This is a genomic window from Thermomicrobium sp. CFH 73360, assembly GCF_023806465.1.
In the GTDB taxonomy this organism is placed as follows: Bacteria; Chloroflexota; Chloroflexia; order Thermomicrobiales; family Thermomicrobiaceae; genus Thermomicrobium.
Genome location: NZ_JAMSLS010000003.1, coordinates 308,015 through 325,824, shown reverse-complemented (window position 1 = coordinate 325,824; position 17,810 = coordinate 308,015). Strand labels below are relative to the sequence as shown.

The following is a 17,810-nucleotide window of genomic DNA, read 5'->3' as shown; positions in this document are numbered from 1 at the left end:
CAACTGCTCGACAAACGCACCCACCCTACAGCCGAGGCATGATCTCCACGCTTGTCTCCGGTCCCCTCTCGTTGCAGCACGTTGAATCTCCGCACCGCTGTTTGCCGACCGAAAACCGGCACCCGTGACGGAGAGTTCGGGCCAACCGCCTGACCAGTCCCCACACCCGGCTTCCGTTGCACAAGACCATGCCCCCACCCACCTGCCGCCGCTCAACATCGGCACGAGGACGACTCGGCCACACCCTGTTCCGCGAAGTCCTTGCTGGTACATTTCCATCAAAGAGCCAACAGTCAGCCTGCCGGCCCCAAATCGCCCGCACGTTCACCGGCCGCGGCAGACGCACTGCCACCTGACTCGGTTACATCACTCCTGCCGCGACGTAGTCTTAGCCGCTCGCACCCCCGAGCCTCCCCCGGGCCCCCGCCACTGTCGCGTCCGAGCCATCACCGCTATCAGCCCAGCTATAGCCAGGCACAGTGCTGCACTCGCCCACAGCCGTGTCGCCACCGGCGCCGCTGCGAACGGCTGAAACGGCACTAAAAACTCTGCAACCGGAATGCCAACCCACCTGTCCAGCGTAGCATACAGTTTGTTCATCCCGTCCGGATGGTGATAGAACCGCTGCGGATCGAGGTAACCGATCACGCTCAGAACCGCTCCCCAGCCCCACAGGATCCAGGCGAGCAGCCGCTCCCACCAGCGCGCTCCTGTCAGCCAGCTCGCCAGTGGCACAACCGCCAGACCAGCTACCGGCACCAGATACCGGGCCGGTGGTCCCCACTCACCCCACCAGACGCGGTATGCGGCCACGAGCAAAAGGTAGGGTGTAACGGCAGTCGCAGCAAGGGCGAACAAGCGACGCGCATGCGTCCACCAGAGCGGTAGGGCCGCGATGGCCGCAAGATACACCGGCGCAGCGATCACCAGCCCCCACTGCGCGTCCAGCAGTAATCCTGCGATCCCGTTCACTGTACCTTTGAGCCCGCTGAATCCCGCGTGATCAGCGGTATTTTGGTATGGCTGACCGTAAAGCCAAAGGTTGTATGCAACGATCCCAGCTCCCCCGACCAACGCCAGCCCAACCGTTGCCAGTGCTCCCCGCCAGTCCGGTCCCGTCCCGCGTCTCCAGCGCGCTGCCCAAAGACGCCCAAGCGCGACCGCCCCCAGCACTGCCGCGCTGAAAACGAACCGCTGATGGAGCCAGGGAAGGAAACCGATCGCTGCTCCAGTCAAGACCCACTGCCACCAGCGGTTCTCCCGATCAGCAAGTCGTCGCACCGCATACACCAAGCAGAGCGCCGCCGGCACTTCCGGAAAGAGCAGGAGCGCATAGGGACCGATCGGCATCGTCAGACCAAGTCCCAGTGCCAGCGCTGCCGCCAGCCGCGGCGCGGCACCGACGTCCCGCGCCAGGCGGAACAACTGCCCGACGAGCAGAATTCCGCACAGCCCGACCACCGCCATTGCTCCCACTCGCCCAGCGATCGCCCAAGGGAGTGCAATGAGCAGCGCAAGGCCGAGCCCATGCTTGCTATACAGGCCTGGTCGCACCGCGTGTGCAGCGTGCGGTGGCAGCTGCCACGGAAAGCTCGGCCAGCCCTGCCAGCCAGCGGGTAACTGTTCCGGCGGGTAGAAGCGCAACCAGACCCGCTCAGCATACTGATTCGCCTCGTCGAGATCCCGATCCTCAAGCAGGCTGATCGCCGTCACCACGTAATACGGCTCATCACCGGTCAACGGCTGCAACCGCACGAGGTACCGCGCGCCGATCAGCACCCATACCAGGGCACTCGCCACCAGCACCACCGCAAGCCAGCGCCGATCCCGCTGATCGTCCACTGCCGGTCTGTCGTCCTCCCACCAGTGTTTGCGCATCACCTCGTCTTCAGCATGCGCGCTGACCCGTGGAAAATCGCCCGGCTCGCTCCTTCGGGCCGCCGATCGAGCGCCAAAGATCCACCCCAATGCTGCATCTCCGACGCCACTAGACACGCAAGCATCTTACGCGTCCTAGCTCGAGAGCAGTGGCCCACCACACAAGTGGTGTCCCTATCCGCCCTGGGACCTTGGCCTCTGCCGCACAGACCCTTGCCTCGCTTCGCCCCCTGCAATATACTCGCGTCCGTACGCATGTCCGGACACTCCTCGCGGTGTCCGAGCCAGGAAGGGAGTGATCGCCGTGCGCTCCGCCCGCTGGTTCATCGCTCTGTTGACTGCTGCAATGGCACTCCAGCTCGCTGCCGCAGGCGTCGCCGGTGACGCTGGAATCACAGAGTATCGGCCCGCGACACAGATCGCCGATCCAACCGCCACAGCATCTGCCACTCTCACCGAACTCGCTCCGACCGCTTCGTCGACCGCCGACCAGTCAATATACCCCGGCGGCAGCCCTGAGCCAGACAACACGCCGGTCCCTGATGATCCTACGCCGCAGCCCAGCGACGCCTCGCCCACGCCCGTGCCAACAACGTCACCGGTCACAGCCACATCTCCGTCACCAGGCGACGGGAGTCAGACCCACCAAACGTCTTCAGCACCGTCTTCACCATGGCCCTCCGGTACCCTCACGACCGAGCAACCAGCGTCCGTTACACCCGAGCGCTCGAGTGATTCCACCGAATCCTCACTCCAACGCTCGCAGGTCGCACCACGCACGGGCGCTGGCACCCTGTCTGTCGCCGCAAGTCTCGTCTCGCTCGCTCTGCTCGGCGGTGCGCTGCTCTTGCTCGGATTGCACCTCTCAGCTCCGCCGGGTCACTGACCCTGTCCTTCTCACCTTCCCACCTGCCACGGCGGGCTGAATGCACGCTTGATACCACGCTCAGTTTCAAGCCGCATTCCGAGCAGCACTGCGGCTGCCAGCCGGCTGCGCGCCGCCCTGTTCTCAGAGCATGACGTCGGCCATCGTCTCTTCGCCAACGGTCTGCCCAGCGAGTGCCGCACTGGCACACGAGGACGAATGCCCTGTTCCCGCCCCGTGCTACCGCTCAACGAAGAGGACCGACCACATCGCGCAAGCGCCCAGCCTCCCTCGCACTCTGTCCCTGATGATTCCTCCATCTGGGTGCAAAGAGGCGATCACGGACGACCAAGTCAAACGACGAATCACTGCACCAGAGACCTCTGCGCATCACCGGGCCCAAACTGAACGTATCTTTGCCATGACGTGCCTGGACGTCGCTCAGCCCCACCGGAAGCCTCCATCCAGCCACAACGACACACCTTCGTCGCTACCTCGCTCACCCGAGCAACGGTAGCAGCAGCCGCGGCCAATGTGCAGCCACCGCGTCCCTGAGGCGTGCCGTTGTGACAATCCGGATCAAGCGTCGGTGGTCCTCGAACCGCGCGAAGTCAGCATCGGTCATTCCGACAACGTCCTGCCACGGCATGAGTTGCTGAAAGCCAAGCGGTGGCCGCTCGAACAGTACCCACACATCGGTGCTCCATTTTTCCGGCTTTGGGATCGCCAGCAGTATTTCCCAGTCTGCCACCGGCTCTCCAAGGAGGTCAGCAAGCTGCTGCGCGAGTCGGCACTCCAGTGCTCGCCGCGCTGCTGGCTGCCCATACAGACTGTTCAAGTATCGGTACAGGTCCGGCGCCCGGGCACTCACCTCAAGTGCCCGCTTGTGCAGGACCCGGTCACGCAGGCGTTGCACCAGCTGCCGCGTACTCTCGGGCATCCTTGGCTCGGCCAGCCGCGCCAGGAGCGAGGCGTCGTCATGCCGCAAGAGTTCTTCGGCCTGGATCGCTCCCGCCAGTAACGCGTCCTGGACTGCCCGCTGCAACATCGCCATCGCTGCCCGGTTGGCATGATGCCAGTACACGTTGTCGAACATTTCTTGCCGCGCGTTGATCAACGAGTGCAGGGGACTTACCCCCTTCGCCGTCACCACGATCCGCGGCACACCGTGTACTTCAGCGACCCGCAGGGCATCGAGCAGCCGCGGCGTATCGACACCACCGTATGGTACGTTGCAGTGCCGCGCATCGCGCGGGAGATAGTCCAGCTTGTCCACGTCGAGTGCCCCGCTCAGGAGTCCACGCAGTAGCCGGTCAGCGGGCTCACCTCCTCCGCGCGGCGCAATCAGGTTCGCCACACGGCCTGGATCGACTCCCCACTCCCGCTCCAATACTTCAGCCAGCTCACTCCCTTCGATCAACCGCCGCCCCGCTTCCTCATGCGGCAGTACTGGCGGCCCAAGCTCCTCGATCGCGTGGCTGAACGGATAGTGCCCAACGTCGTGCAGGAGCGCTGCCGCAAGCGCTGTACGCCAAGCCGTCTCGTCGATAACTGTCGCACCATGCTGGCGCAGTGTGGCCAGAGCTTGACGCATCAGATGCAGGACACCGAGCGAATGCTCGTAACGGGTATGCTTCGCTCCTGGCCAGATCTTGCTCACAAAGCCGAGCTGCTGGATGCGATCGAGCCGCTGGAAGGTCGGCGTGCTGATCAGCGCCACCTCAGCCGCCGTCAGCGGAATCCGGTCATACAGACTGTCACGCACGATCGTGACGTAGCGTTCCTTACAGTCCATCCTCCGCTCCTCGTCTCGAGGACGATGCTACACTGCGCTGCGGGTCGGACGCGGGATGGGAGTGGAGGAAGACAATGTCGCTGTACCGGTCGCTCGTCTTGACCGTCGCGCGTCAGCCGTGGGTCGAGCGTCTCGTGCGGAAGTCTCCACTGATGGCACCGCTCGTCGCTCGCTTTGTCGCTGGCGAGAGCCTGGAGGAGGCACTCGCTCTGGCGCAGGCACTGGCCAGCCGGGGCTTTGCCACAACGCTTGATCTTCTCGGTGAGGACGTCACCGCCCCCACCGAAGCAGCCGCTGTCACCGAAGCGTACGCTGAACTCTTGCAGACGATCGCTCGCTGCGGACTTGACGCGACCATCTCTGTCAAACCGACGCACCTCGGTCTTCGCATCGATCCCACCCTGGCTCACTTGAATCTTGAGCGCTTGGCCCGCCTGGCCCAACGACTCGGCGGCCGCGTTGAGGTCGACATGGAAGACTCCTCCACCACGCGTCCGACCCTTGAGCTTTTCGCCGACCTCCACCAGATCTATGGGGATCACCTCCAGATCGCACTTCAGGCCTATCTCTATCGGAGTGAGCGGGACGTTGAGACTGCCATCGAGCGTGGCTGGCGCGTGCGATTGGTGAAAGGAGCCTACGCTGAGCCCTCCACGGTTGCCTATCCCACGAAGGCGGCGGTCGATGCAGCCTACCGGCGCCATCTGGAGGCGCTCCTTGAATATGGGCAGTTCGTCGCCATCGCCACCCACGACGAGGCAATTCTGCGCGTCGCCCGCGGCTTCGCCCGCCGCATCGGCGTTGGCCCAGAGAAGTACGAGTTCCAGATGCTCTACGGGGTACGCCGTGACCTCCAGGAGGAACTCCAGCGCGCAGGAGAGCCGGTGCGGATTTATGTCCCCTTTGGGCAACACTGGTACCCGTACTTCACCCGTCGCCTCGCCGAACGGCCCGCCAACCTACTCTTCGTGTTGCGACAGGTGCTGCGGCCCGCGTAAGGTCAGCAAGGGTCCCTTCGATCTACGCCATGGGTCATTGCTACCACCCACGCCGCAAAACACCCATTTCGGGGCGTCTGATCCACCTGCACTACAGAACCGCTCCTGATCGCCCCCACACCCAAACCGCGGCCAGCAACGAGCAGTGGTTGGCGTCGCAGAACGCGCTCTGCGGCCCAGATACCGAACCCGAACCTCGAATTTCCACTGACGTAGCTGGCATACTTCCGAGTGTCGGAAAGTGATCGAGGTTTGCGGACGACACAGGAGCTCTAAACCATGCACATTCCTGATGGCTACATCAGTCCTGCAACAGCGCTCGCCTACTATGGTGCGACGTTGCCCTTCTGGCATATTTCCACGCAACGCCTTCGGAGCCAGTTGGCTGGGCGCACCGTTCCCGCGCTCGCTCTCTTCTCCGCTTTCGTCTTCGTCGTGATGATGTTCAATGTCCCCGTCCCCGGCGGGACTACTGCACATGCCGTCGGGAGCGTGCTGGCGGCAATTGTGCTTGGTCCCTGGGCTGCCGTCGTCGCCACCTCGGTTGCGCTCATCGTTCAGGCTCTCTTTTTCGGCGATGGTGGAATCCTCGCCATCGGTGCCAACTGTTTCATCCTCGCTGTTGCCATGCCGCTTGTCGGTTACGGCGTCTTTCGACTCATTGCCGGTCGCAGCCCGCTCGAGAGTCGTCGGCGTCTGCTCGCCGCTGGTCTGGCGGGCTATGTTGGCATCAACGTCGCGGCCCTTCTGGTTGGGCTGACACTCGGCATCCAACCGCTGCTCTGGAGCGAAAATGGCCGAGCGCTGTACAGCCCCTACGGATTAGACGTCGCGGTCCCCGCTCTGCTGATCCCACACCTGACCATCGCTGGCGCTGCCGAAGCCATCGTGACAATGGCAGGCCTCGCCCTCGTCCGCCGCCTTTCCCCTGAGCTCGTCGGCCCCTCACTGCCATCCGCAGCCAACACATCGCCACGCCCAAGAGCCATCGTCCTTCTCCTTGCTGCTGTCCTCGTTTTGTTGACACCACTTGGCTTGGTCGCCTCTGGCGCTGCGTGGGGCGAGTGGTCGGCCGAGGAACTCGAGCACCTTGTCGGCTATGTCCCGTCTGGTCTCTCCCGCTGGGAGAGTTGGTGGCCTGCCCCGTTACCTGACTACACCTTCCCGTGGCTTCCTGCAGACGCCGGCTTCTTCCAGCAGGCACTTGCCTACATCCTGTCAGCCATCGTTGGTATCGGACTGGTGAGCACCGTTATACTTGCACTCCGCCTCGTTCTCCGGCCACGTCCCCCTGCTGATCATCCACCTGCAACACCATGAGGACGTCCCAGATGTCACGACGTGGCTTTGTGGAAAGAACCTTGCTCGATCTCGCTGAGATCATTGAACGGACAGTGTACGCTGAGCAACTTGCTCGTCGGCCGGGTCTGCTCCAACGTATCGACCCTCGCGTCAAGGTTGTGGTGCTGAGCTTCGCCATCCTCGTCGCCGCGAGCCTTCGTTCCTGGCCAACGCAGGTCGCACTCCTCGGGTTGCTGGGAGCATTGCTCCTGGCAAGCCGGATCCCCATTGTCGTCCTGATCCAGCTTCTCTTGGGACTGCCACTCGTCACGCTCCTCGTTGCCGCACCAGCGCTTGTCCTCGTCCCCGGTCCGGAACTCGTCCGCCTTCCCTTCGGTGCGAGTGTTACGACCACGGGAGTCTGGAGCGTCCTCACGCTGTTTCTTCGTGTCACTACCTCCATCGCGGCAGCGACGGCCCTCGTCCTCACCACCCGCTGGGCTGACCTCTTGCGCGCACTCCGGACCTTCCGCGTGCCCCTCCTCTTCGTGCTCGTCTTCGCCATGACGTACCGCTATGTCTTCGTGCTCATCGAGCTGCTACAAGACCTGCTTTTGGCCCGCCGTAGCCGGGTCCTGACTCCGATGCCAAACGGCGAACAGCGCCGCTGGCTCTCCAGCACGCTCGGTGTCCTCTTCCAACGCAGCCTGCGTACGAGCGAGCAGGTTTACCTCGCCATGGTCGCACGCGGCTATCGCGGTGAACCTCGCACGCTCCGGACCCCGACTCTCGCCGAGACCGACTGGCTAGCCCTGTCACTCGGTAGTGCAGTCATCGCCGCACTCTGGCTTGTGGATTTGGCACGACTATGAACGACACCACGGTATTTGAGCTCTCCGGTGTCAGCTACTCCTACCAGAATCGGATCGTCGCCCTTCGGGACGTCGACCTTACCATCCGCGCTGGGGAGGCTCTTGTCATCCTTGGTCCCAACGGATCGGGGAAGTCAACGCTCCTCAAAATCCTTGATGGACTCTACCGACCGACAAGCGGTCGCGTGCTCGCCTTCGGCCGTGATATCACCAGGGCGGCCGACGATCCAGAACTCGGGTACTGGCTCCACCAGCGCGTGGGACTTGTCTTTCAGGAGCCGGATGTCCAGCTCTTCTCCCCGACCGTCTTCGATGACGTTGCCTTTGGACCACTCCAGCTTGGTTGGCCAAGCGAGCGCATTCGCCAGGCTGTGTTTACGACGCTCGATGAACTCGGCATCCTCCACCTTTCAGACCGCGCACCCTTTGAACTCAGCGGCGGCGAGAAGAAACGTGTCGCTCTCGCCACCGTCCTGGTTATGGATCCTGAGGTGATCCTCCTCGATGAACCAACAGCAAACCTTGACCCGCGCAGTCGAGTCCAGCTGATCGAGCTCCTCACCGAGCTTCACCGGCGTGGTCGCACACTCATCATCGCGACCCACGAACTCGACCTTGTGGCCACACTCGCTACTCGTGTGGTTGTCTTCGGTGAACACGAGCATCGTCCCATCGCCGAGGGCCCGCCCGAGCTGATTCTCACCGACCGCACCTTACTCCTCGCAGCGAACCTCATTCACGAGCACCTCCATCGTCACGGACCGATCGTGCACTCGCATCCGCACTGGCACGATGCTGAGCATCAGCATGAGCACGACTAAAAAGGCCGGTCTCATTCCTGAGACCGGCCGTTCAAAGGTCGCTGCGATTGCTCTGCAAGGTACTTAGGCTGCACTCGCCAGGAGCCGGAGATCGGAGTTGCGCAACTTGGCCAGCGCCTCCTTCTCAACCTGACGGACACGTTCCCGGCTGATCTTCAGCGCATCGGCAATCTCGGCCAGCGTCCGTGGCTGTTCTCCATCGAGCCCGAACCGCATCACGAGCACCGTTCGCTCGCGCTCCGTGAGCTGCTCCAGGCTCCGCCGAATCTGCTCGCGGATCGCGTTCGTCAGTGCCTCCTCCACAACGTCCTCGCTGCGCGGATCCGGCAAGAGGTCACCAATCGTGCTCTCACCGTCCTCGCCGATCGGCTTGTCGAGCGAGGAGGTGCGTGGGATCTGCGTCCGCGCCTGCTCAATCCGCGTCACATCGATCCCGAGAAGCTCAGCCAACTCCTCGTTCGTGGCCGGCCGACCCTTCTGCTGCTCAATCTGCGCCTCGGCACGCCGGATCTTGGCGATCAAGTCATGCATGTGCACCGGCACCCGAATGGTCCGGCTCAAATTGGCCACCGCTCGACCAATTGCCTGCCGAATCCAGAACGTCGCATACGTGCTGAAACGGTAGCCCAGTTCTGGATCGTACCGCTCGACAGCCGTCATAAGACCAATGTTGCCCTCCTGAATCAGGTCGATCAACGGCAGCTCACTCGAGCGGTAACGCTTGGCGATCGAAACCACCAGGCGCAAATTGTGCCGAATGAGGGTCTCGCGCGCCTCCATCCCCTTCCGGACCAGCTCGCGCAACTCTGGCGTGTCCTCTCCCGCCTCGATCCGCTTGCGTGCCGCCAGCCCTGCCCGCACAGCCCGTGAGTACTCAATCTCTTCCTGGTGCGTCAGGAGCCGATGGCCACCGACCTCCCGGAAGTACCGGTAGACCGCATCATTCGCTGCCTGGTCAATGAGGTCGTCAGTCTCCTCGATCTCCTCAAACTCCTCGACCTCTTCCAACCCCTCAGCAGCGACAAGCTCTTCCAGTTCCAACAGTTCCTGCAGTTCTCGCTCCGTCATGGGTATCCATCTACCTCCGTCGTTCGGACGCGTCGTACGGACACCGCACGACGTCGTTTCGAAACCTACATATACTAGCACACCACCCATCAGGCTGTCAACTTAGCCTTGCTGTGGCCACGAGCCGAGCGTGACGCGGACGGTCTCCTGTTGCCCATTGCGCAAGACGGTCAACTCAACGGTCTCGCCCGGCTGATGCGCACCGATCCGCCCTGCCAGATCCTGCATCCCCTGCACCGGTTGCCCGTCCAACGCCACGATCACGTCGCCGAGTGCTGCAATGTCGTTGCCGCGAATCTGCGCCGGACGCAACCCGGCACGCTCCGCCGGGCTCCCAGATACGACGTTCAGCACAATCACTCCCTGCTGGATGCTGAGGCCAAATCGCTGTGCTGTCGCCGCATCCAGATCAGTACCACTGATCCCAAGCCAAGCTGGTTGGAGTTGTGCACCGCCTTCGAGCTGCGGGAGAACCCGCTTCACCGTGTTGCTCGGCACCGCAAACCCAATCCCCACATTGCCGCGGATCGGGCTTTCGATCATCGTCGCAATCCCGATTACTTCGCCTTTTGCATTGAAGAGCGGTCCCCCGCTGTTTCCTGGATTAATCGGCGCGTCCGTCTGAATCAACCCCGTCCGCAGTCGATCCCCAGGCGGGTTCCAGCTTCGGTTGACCGCGCTCACAATCCCCTGCGTTACTGTCCCAGAAAGGCCGAACGGTGAACCGATCGCGATCACGAGATCACCCACTTGCACCGTGTCAGAGTCACCCAGCGGCGCAACCGGAATGCCATCAGGCAGCCGGTCAACCTTCAATAACGCCAGATCGTTCGCCTGATCCGTTCCCAGCACCCGTGCGCTCAGCCGGTCACCAGTCGCGAATTGCACCTGGACACTCGGTGCCCCCGACACCACATGCGCCGCGGTTACGATCAGCCCGCTCGGATCAACAACCACACCTGAACCACTACCCTGCTCGTCAAAGAATCCACCCGATGCACGGGCGATCACGTCCACGACTGCTTTGCCGTAACGCTGGTACACCTCCCCAGCCGGGGTTGTCGCCTCGGTCTCAGCCACCGGCTGGACCCGTGATGCCGGCGACGTTGTACTTGCGGCAATCGTCGGTGTCGCTGCGGAAGCTTCGCCCTCCCGTACCAGGCTCGCTCCAGCAAGCCCACCGACCAGACCAGCCACCAGAAACCCGACCACCACCAACAGGACGAGCAACCCACGCCCGCCGTGGCGCTGCCCGACCGATCCTTCCTGCATGCCGTCACCTCCTGTCGCGATACTCTGGCAGCCGCGATGCTGCGGTCGCGACTCTTAGCCTAGCGGCTGTCCTTCAGAGCGCCTCAAGAGTTTGCTGAGAATCTGCTGAGAAACGCCGCCGAATCTCACTCGAGCCCAACGAGCGCGGGTACTGTTCGCTCCGCAACGTCGCCAGCCGGCAACTCTGCCTCCAACGGCAGGAGAACCGTGAATGCGCTTCCCACGCCCGGCCGGCTGGTCACTCGGATCTCACCGTGCATCGCCTCGACCAAGGACTTCGCAATGGCGAGCCCGAGCCCTGTCCCTTCTCCACTGCGCGCGGTGTCACCGCGGAAGAAGCGCTCAAAGATGTGCGGCAGGATCGCCGGATCGATCCCCACCCCTGTGTCACGCACCGTAATTCCCGCCCGCTTCCCTTCGATCACCGTTGTGACTTCAACATCGCCGTTTTCAGGAGTGTACTTCAGCGCATTGTCAAGCAGGATGAGTAGCACCTGCCGCAAGAGATCCCGATCCGCTCGCACCACCGCATCCCGCTCCACGCGTGCCCGGACCACTGGACGAGGGCGCAAGAGCTGCGCTTGCCGTACTGCCTCCTCCAACAGTACTCCCAACTCCACCGGTTCCAGCCGCGGCTGCAGCCCAGCATCCACCCGCGCAAGCGTCAGGAGCTCGCGTACCAGTCGGATCATCCGGTCTAACTCCGCGGTGATGTCCGCAAGGATTGCTCGGCGTTCCTCCTCTGGTAACGGTGGCTCACGCTGCAAGAGTTCCACGTTGCCACGTAACGTCGTCAGCGGTGTTCGCAGCTCGTGCGAGGCGTCCGCAACGAACCGTCGCTGCGCCACAAGTGCCTGTTCCACCTGCTGGTACGCCGCCTGCAGTTCGGTCAGCATCTCGTTCAGCGTCGTCACCAGTGCCCCAATCTCATCATTCGGCCCCTCATACTCCACACGCCGCCCGAAGTCGCGTGCTCGGCCAATCTCTCGCGCCGTCTGGGTAATTCGATTAATCGGCCGTAGGCTCGCTCCCGCCAAGACCCATCCGCCAAAGAAGGCCGTAATAGTGGAGACCAGTGTCCCGACGATCAGGTACTGACGGAGCGTTGCCAGCGCCTGGTCCAAATCCGCCAGCGACCGCGCGACCTGTAAGATCCCAACTGGCTGACCATTTGAAATTACGGCTCGGCTGTAGATCAGCAACCGCCCGTTTTCCGTCCGGACAATTTCCAGCCAACCATTCGCCTCACCATCACGGAGTGCTGCAAAGCCTTTCGGGCTCAACGGAAGCTCGTACCCGTTGAGGTTAATTGACCGTGAGACGACCTGACCAGAGAGATCCCGTGTTTGAACAAAGGTTTGTGGGATCGCAATTTTCCCCTGTGGAGTGCGGATGACGGTCAAGCGAAACTCACCTTGCGTGAGGATCTGGGCCGATTCCTCAGCAAGCGCTTGCTCCTGCCAGTTCAGCGTAAACCGTGCCACCAGGACATAGAGCACAACACTGAAGATGATTAGCGTGCAGGCCAGGATCCCACTGTAAAGCAAAGTCAGGCGCAGCCGGATCGACATCGCTCATGGCTCCCGCAGCACATAGCCGACCCCACGCACCGTTTGGATCAACCGCGGCTCACCGCCAGCCTCGAGCTTCTGCCGCAAGTAGCCAATGTAGACGTCCAAGACACTGTCATATCCGTCGAAGTCGTGCCCCCACACAGCCAGCAGAATCTGCCGCCGCGTCAGTACCCGGCGCGGATGTCGCATCAAGTAATACAGGAGGTCGAATTCTCGCGGGCTCAAGCGGAATGTCCGCTCACCTCGACGGGTCTCTCGCGTCACCGGATCAAGCACCAAGTCTGCGAACACCAGCGGCTTCTCGTCGCTTGCTGGCTCCACGCGCCGCAAGAGCGCCCGAATCCGCGCCAATAACTCCGCCGGAGCAAACGGTTTCACCAGGTAGTCATCCGCACCACTGTCAAGCCCCAAGACCCGGTCTTCCACCGCATCCTTCGCTGTCAGCATGAGAATCGGTGTTCCGTCACCTGCGGCCCGTAACCGCTGCACGACCGCGAGACCATCCAATCCCGGCAGCAGCCAGTCAAGCACCACGAGATCCGGCCGTCGCTCCGTCACAAGACGCAACGCCTCATCACCCGACTGCGCCACGCTCACCGTAAAGCCTTCGTAAGCAAGCGTCCGACGCAGCATCTCAACCAGCCGAGTATCGTCATCAACCACCAGGACGTGCACCATGCCTCGGCCCCCGAGCGCAGGCTTGCACCCGATTCTGCGGCCATCCTACCACGTCACTCTGTTGACGGAAGTCACTCTTAGCAACTTCTCACCGATCTCTTGTCCCGTTCTCAGCCTTCTGCGTTAGGCTCGAATCAGAACCAGGAGCAAGAGGCGGGGAGAGGGAAGAGCCGAATGCTCGCAATCACAATCCGAAGCCAGCTCACACTTCTGGTGCTCGCCTCACTCACCATCACGGCCTGTGGAGCGGGTGCGACCATCACCCCAACCGCAACACCTCGCGTCACTCCTGCGGCTATGCCGACGCCCACAGTTTCCTTGGCGAGCACCCCAACGGCAACTGCAACTCCTGTCGCCCAAGAGACAACGCAAGTGGTTCCAACCTCTATAATCACCCCAACCGGAGCTCACAAGATCTTCCACATCGTGCCTCAGCAAAGCGAGGCCCGCTACCGGGCTCGTGAGCAACTTCTCGGACGCTCACTTCCGAATGATGCCGTCGGCCGGACCCAGGCCATCGAGGGCCAGATTGCTCTCACCGCTGACGGCAAAATCGATTCTCAGCGCTCACGCTTTACAGTGGATTTGACAACGCTACGGAGCGACGAGACCCGCCGTGATAACTACATCAAACAAAACACCTTAGAAGTGGCGAAGTATCCCACCGCCGACTTCCAACCAACCGAGGTTCAGGGGTTACCTTGGCCATTGCCAACGAACGGCCAAGCATCCTTCCAACTTGTGGGAAATTTGACAGTCCACGGCGTGACTAAGCCGGTCACCTGGAACGTCCAAGCATCGTTTGACGGCACGCGCATTACCGGGACAGCGATAACCCAGGTGACCTTCCAAGACTTTGCGATGACTCCACCACGCGTGCCGATTGTGCTGAGTCTTGAAGACACCATCACGCTGGAGTTGGACTTCACTCTGGAGCCAGCGCCATGAGGAGAGGCCGCTTCCACCTCACGAGACGGCACTTCCTCCTCACCAGCCTCGGGCTCGCGGTCGCGTGCCGCAGCCGAGCCAGTCCTCCGCAAACGTCCAGCCTGCCCTCTCCCACCTCCTCTCTCGGGCCGGGGTCTACGGGAACAGCCGAACCCCGGCCCTCTCCAACTGCTTCGCCAACTCCTTCTCGTCCCACCCCAACACCAGTCTCCTCGCCCACCCCAACCTTGGCCCCGACTCCAACCCCGCATCCGCTCGCCGCCTATACGATCGAAGGGTTACGTGCCCGGTCTTATCCTGGCGGCCCTCTTGAGATCATCCGCATCGTCGCTGAAACCGAGGCCTACACCTTTGCCTATATTCGCTATCTAAGCGACGGGCTGCGCATCAGTGGTGGACTCCACCTCCCCCGCGGCGACGGTCCGTTTCCCGTTGTTATCCTCTGCCATGGCTATATTCCTCCTGAGCAGTACTGGACCGGCGCCGACACCATCGTTGCAGCTGACCATCTCGCCCGTCGAGGGTTCCTCTGTCTCGCCCCCGACCTCCGTGGCTGGGGCGCGTCCGATCCTGGCCCAAATTACTTTCGGACGGGTATCGTCATCGACACCCTGAATCTCATCAGCTCGCTCCCCTCGCTGCCACAAGCCGACCCCGCACGGATTGGTCTGTGGGGGCACAGTATGGGTGGTGGCTTGGTAGCCAAGGCAGTTTGCATTGACCAGCGGATCCGCGCTGCTGTCCTCTACGCTCCAGTCTCCGGCTGGGATCTCGATAACATACGCAAGTGGGGTGCCGGTGTGCAGCCCAATGACCCCCTTCACTCGCTTTACCAAGCGGTCGCCGAGGATGAAACCTTTCTTCGCGCCACGTCACCGCTCTTCCACTTTCACTTCGTTTCCTGTCCTGTCCAAATCCACATTGGCACTGCTGACACCGTGACGCCACCAGAATGGTCACGCACGATCCGTGATAGCCTCCAACTTGCGGGAAAGTCGGTCGAGTACTTCGAGTATCCCGGCGAGGGACATGCCTTCTCTCCCCCCGCCTGGCGACTCTTCATGGACCGCGTGACCGCATTCTACGACCGCACCCTCCGCTCAGACTGACGCGCCTTCGGTATACTGGCAGTGTCACCAAGGAGCGGACGCCGATGCATCTAAGCCAGACGTATCGCCGTATATTGCAGTGCAGCGGGTTCGCTCGGCGCGCGAGCGGGTCCGTGGAGGCGGAGTTCCTCAGCGACGACGTGCTCGTCCAGCGCGTCGCTGATGGCGATGCCCGAGCGCTCGAACAGCTCTACGATCGCTACGCTCGTCCCGTTTTCTCGCTTGCGCTTCGCATGCTCGGTGATCCCGCCGAAGCCGAGGAATTGCTGCAGGAAACATTCCTACGCCTCTGGCAGCAGGCAGCTCGGTACGACGCACGACGCGGCTCGTTTGGGAGCTGGCTGATGAGTATCGCCCACAACCTTGCCGTCGATGCACTCCGGTCACGAAGCCGACGGCCCCAGCGTGCCGACTTCGTCGAACTCGGTTACCTGCCGTCGACCGAGACCGACGAGGCAGCAATCGCCCACGAAGCAGCCGAGGTCAGCGAACTCCGCGACCGCGTCCGGCAAGCGATGGCACAGCTCCCCGAGCCACAGCGGCAGGCAATCGAACTCGCCTACTTTGCTGGCCTCACGCACAGTGAGATCGCGGCCGTACTCGGCGAGCCGATTGGCACGATCAAGACTCGTTTACGGCTCGGCATGCAGAAGCTTCACCTGCTGCTCCGTGATCACGCACCGGAGTTCCCAAGCCATGGCTGAGCACCAACGTCCGCTCGACGAATGTCCAGAAGATCTCCTACCCGGCTACGTCATTGGTGCACTTGACTCGGACGAACTCGAGTTCGTTGAACGCCACCTCGTCCTCTGCGCTCGCTGTCGCGCCGCCGCGACGGAAGTGCGCCGCACGGCGCAGCTCCTTGCCTTCTTCCCTCCTCCACAGCCCGTTCCGGCTCGCACCCGCCGCACACTCCTGCTGCGCATCCGCCCGACGAGCTCCCCCAGCCTCGTTGCGTGGTTGCGACGTCCTGCCTGGATACTCACCATTGCGGCAAGCATCCTTGCCCTCCTCTTCGGCTGGCAACTTGCTGAACGCGACCGCACTGCCGACCAACAGACGCAGCAGGCACTCCAGGCGGATTCTCAGCGCCGTGCGGTCGTTCAGCTCCTTGCGCAGCGAGATGGCCTCCTGATCCGCCTCCAGGGCAACGGAGCTGCACGGAATGCCCATGGAGCGATCATCCTTGATCCTTCAAGCAACACCGCCCTGATTGCGGTCGAGGGACTTCCGCGCCCGGCCACTGGCCAGTCCTACATTGTCTGGCTAGTCCGGGGCCAGGAGTACCAACAGGCTGGCATTCTGCCGGTTGACGAGCGCGGTCACGCCGAGCTGTTCCTCTCCCCCCGCGAGTCGCTACGAACGTTCGACGCACTCGCCATAACCCTTGAGAACAGTCCCCAGGTCAGTAGCCCCAATGGCCTTCCCGTCGCACTTGCCTCACTCGACTAAATCAGAACTTCCCCGTCCTTCATGAACAATTGGCCGTCGATCCACACCTCGCTGTCCCGGCGGAGGTCACAGATCATGTCCCAGTGCACCGCTGAGCGGTTACGGCTCCCCGTCTCGGGATACCCCGCACCAATCGCCAAATGGAGCGTCCCGCCAATCTTCTCGTCGAAGAGGATATTCCCAGTAAACCGGGTGATCGCTCGGTTCAGCCCGAAGGCAAACTCGCCAACGTAGCGTGCCCCCTCATCCGTTTCCAGCATGCGGTGAAGGAACGCTTCGTTCCGCGCTGCACTCGCCTCAACGACCCGTCCCCCTTCGAAGCGTAAGCGGATATCCTCAACTTGCCGACCTTGCACCATGGAGGGATAAGTGAAGCGAATCGTTCCTTCCACCGAGTCTTCGACTGGACCGGTGAAAATCTCCCCATCGGGAAAGTTCTTCCGCCCGTCTGCATTCACAAACCGCCGCCCCGCGATGGAGAGGCGTAGGTCCGTATCCGGCGCCCGGATGTGCACCTCCCGCTTGTCCGACAGCCACTCGATAATCCGCGCCTGTTCCCGTGCCTGCTCCTGCCAGGCCGCAACGGGATCCTCCTGATCGAGAAAACCAGCCCGCAACACAAACCCCTCATACTCGGCCAGCGACATCTCAGCATCCTGCGCGTAGGCTTCCGTGGGATAGAGCGTGACGCACCAGTTGAGCGCACCCGCAGCTGCCCGCTCGAGATACGTTTGCCGGAGCTCCGTACGCGCTCGCTGGTGCAGCTGTTGCCGACTTGGATCGACACCCGTGAGCGCTTTGGTGTTGCTCTCACTCAGGATCCGCAGCAACGCATCCGCCTGCTCCGGCCCCAGTCGCTCGTCTGGAGAAATGAAGCGAAGCTGACGGTCACTCCCTTCCTTGAACAAAATTTCTGCCAATCCCGGCAACGTCACTTGTACAACTGGATAGGCACCACGTTCCAGCACGAGCCGAAAGACCTCACGGATCAGCGGCGCTGCCAACGGTGTCCCACTGATGACCACCAACTGCTCTGGCTGAACGGCAAGGGAATAGTCAACTAACACCTTTGCCCATTGTGTGATTCGCGGATCAGTCATGTCCCACTCCATTCGCTCACCGCCCTGCATCTTACTACCCGGATCCACGCCCTGTCCGCTCCTCCGTCACCTGTCTTCGCATATTGATGGCCGAATCGG

15 protein-coding genes are annotated in these 17,810 nt (G+C 62.3%); 8 read left to right on the top strand and 7 right to left on the bottom strand.

Features of this window, described 5'->3' with window-relative positions; translation table 11 throughout:
* Positions 1-366 precede the first annotated feature (366 nt).
* Positions 367-1,878 (bottom strand): hypothetical protein, encoded by a 1,512-nt coding sequence (locus NET03_RS08120; protein ID WP_252128410.1) that lies wholly within the window; start codon positions 1,876-1,878, stop codon positions 367-369.
* Positions 1,879-3,242: 1,364 nt separating this feature from the next.
* Positions 3,243-4,538, bottom strand: a complete 1,296-nt coding sequence (locus NET03_RS08115; RefSeq protein WP_252128409.1) for an HD domain-containing protein — start codon at positions 4,536-4,538, stop codon at positions 3,243-3,245.
* Between the two features lie 74 nt (positions 4,539-4,612).
* Here NET03_RS08115 and NET03_RS08110 point away from each other — a divergent pair, with 74 nt between their 5' ends.
* The 4 genes from NET03_RS08110 (at position 4,613) to NET03_RS08095 (ending at position 8,510) form a co-directional block, all read left to right on the top strand.
* On the top strand, positions 4,613-5,536 hold the full coding sequence (locus tag NET03_RS08110) for a proline dehydrogenase family protein (RefSeq protein WP_252128408.1): 924 nt from the start codon (positions 4,613-4,615) through the stop codon (positions 5,534-5,536).
* Between the two features lie 279 nt (positions 5,537-5,815).
* Positions 5,816-6,856 (top strand): cobalt transporter CbiM, encoded by a 1,041-nt coding sequence (gene cbiM, locus NET03_RS08105; RefSeq protein WP_252128407.1) that lies wholly within the window; start codon positions 5,816-5,818, stop codon positions 6,854-6,856.
* A gap of 11 nt (positions 6,857-6,867) precedes the next feature.
* Entirely contained in the window at positions 6,868-7,689 is an 822-nt protein-coding gene (gene cbiQ / locus NET03_RS08100) for a cobalt ECF transporter T component CbiQ (RefSeq protein ID WP_252128406.1), read from the top strand.
* The gene (locus NET03_RS08095) at positions 7,686-8,510 is read left to right on the top strand and encodes an energy-coupling factor ABC transporter ATP-binding protein (RefSeq protein ID WP_252128405.1); all 825 of its coding nucleotides are present in this window, start codon (positions 7,686-7,688) and stop codon (positions 8,508-8,510) included. The genes cbiQ and NET03_RS08095 overlap by 4 nt, the downstream gene beginning before the upstream one ends.
* A 63-nt stretch (positions 8,511-8,573) precedes the next feature.
* On the opposite strand, the gene NET03_RS08090 is transcribed toward NET03_RS08095, so the two are convergent.
* The 4 genes from NET03_RS08090 to NET03_RS08075 form a co-directional block, all read right to left on the bottom strand.
* Positions 8,574-9,578, bottom strand: coding sequence for a sigma-70 family RNA polymerase sigma factor (locus NET03_RS08090; RefSeq protein ID WP_252128404.1), 1,005 nt, complete (start codon positions 9,576-9,578; stop codon positions 8,574-8,576).
* Between the two features lie 102 nt (positions 9,579-9,680).
* Entirely contained in the window at positions 9,681-10,850 is a 1,170-nt protein-coding gene (locus NET03_RS08085; RefSeq protein WP_252128403.1) for a S1C family serine protease, read from the bottom strand.
* Positions 10,851-10,975: 125 nt separating this feature from the next.
* Entirely contained in the window at positions 10,976-12,421 is a 1,446-nt protein-coding gene (locus NET03_RS08080) for a sensor histidine kinase (RefSeq protein WP_252128402.1), read from the bottom strand.
* Positions 12,422-12,424: 3 nt separating this feature from the next.
* Positions 12,425-13,102: a response regulator transcription factor gene (locus tag NET03_RS08075; protein ID WP_252128401.1), complete on the bottom strand. Its 678-nt coding sequence runs from the start codon at positions 13,100-13,102 to the stop codon at positions 12,425-12,427.
* Positions 13,103-13,276: 174 nt separating this feature from the next.
* Between NET03_RS08075 and NET03_RS08070 the strand changes: the two genes are divergently transcribed.
* From NET03_RS08070 to NET03_RS08055, 4 genes are all read left to right on the top strand, one after another.
* Entirely contained in the window at positions 13,277-14,050 is a 774-nt protein-coding gene (locus NET03_RS08070; RefSeq protein WP_252128400.1) for a YceI family protein, read from the top strand.
* 227 nt (positions 14,051-14,277) lie between these two features.
* The gene (locus NET03_RS08065) at positions 14,278-15,159 is read left to right on the top strand and encodes an alpha/beta hydrolase family protein (protein WP_252128399.1); all 882 of its coding nucleotides are present in this window, start codon (positions 14,278-14,280) and stop codon (positions 15,157-15,159) included.
* 44 nt (positions 15,160-15,203) lie between these two features.
* Positions 15,204-15,863: an RNA polymerase sigma factor gene (locus tag NET03_RS08060; protein ID WP_252128398.1), complete on the top strand. Its 660-nt coding sequence runs from the start codon at positions 15,204-15,206 to the stop codon at positions 15,861-15,863.
* Positions 15,856-16,611: an anti-sigma factor gene (locus NET03_RS08055; protein WP_252128397.1), complete on the top strand. Its 756-nt coding sequence runs from the start codon at positions 15,856-15,858 to the stop codon at positions 16,609-16,611. The genes NET03_RS08060 and NET03_RS08055 overlap by 8 nt, the downstream gene beginning before the upstream one ends.
* Here NET03_RS08055 and NET03_RS08050 read toward each other — a convergent pair.
* Positions 16,608-17,711 (bottom strand): aminopeptidase, encoded by a 1,104-nt coding sequence (locus NET03_RS08050; protein WP_252128396.1) that lies wholly within the window; start codon positions 17,709-17,711, stop codon positions 16,608-16,610. The two genes, NET03_RS08055 and NET03_RS08050, sit on opposite strands and share 4 nt — an antisense overlap.
* Positions 17,712-17,810 lie beyond the last annotated feature (99 nt).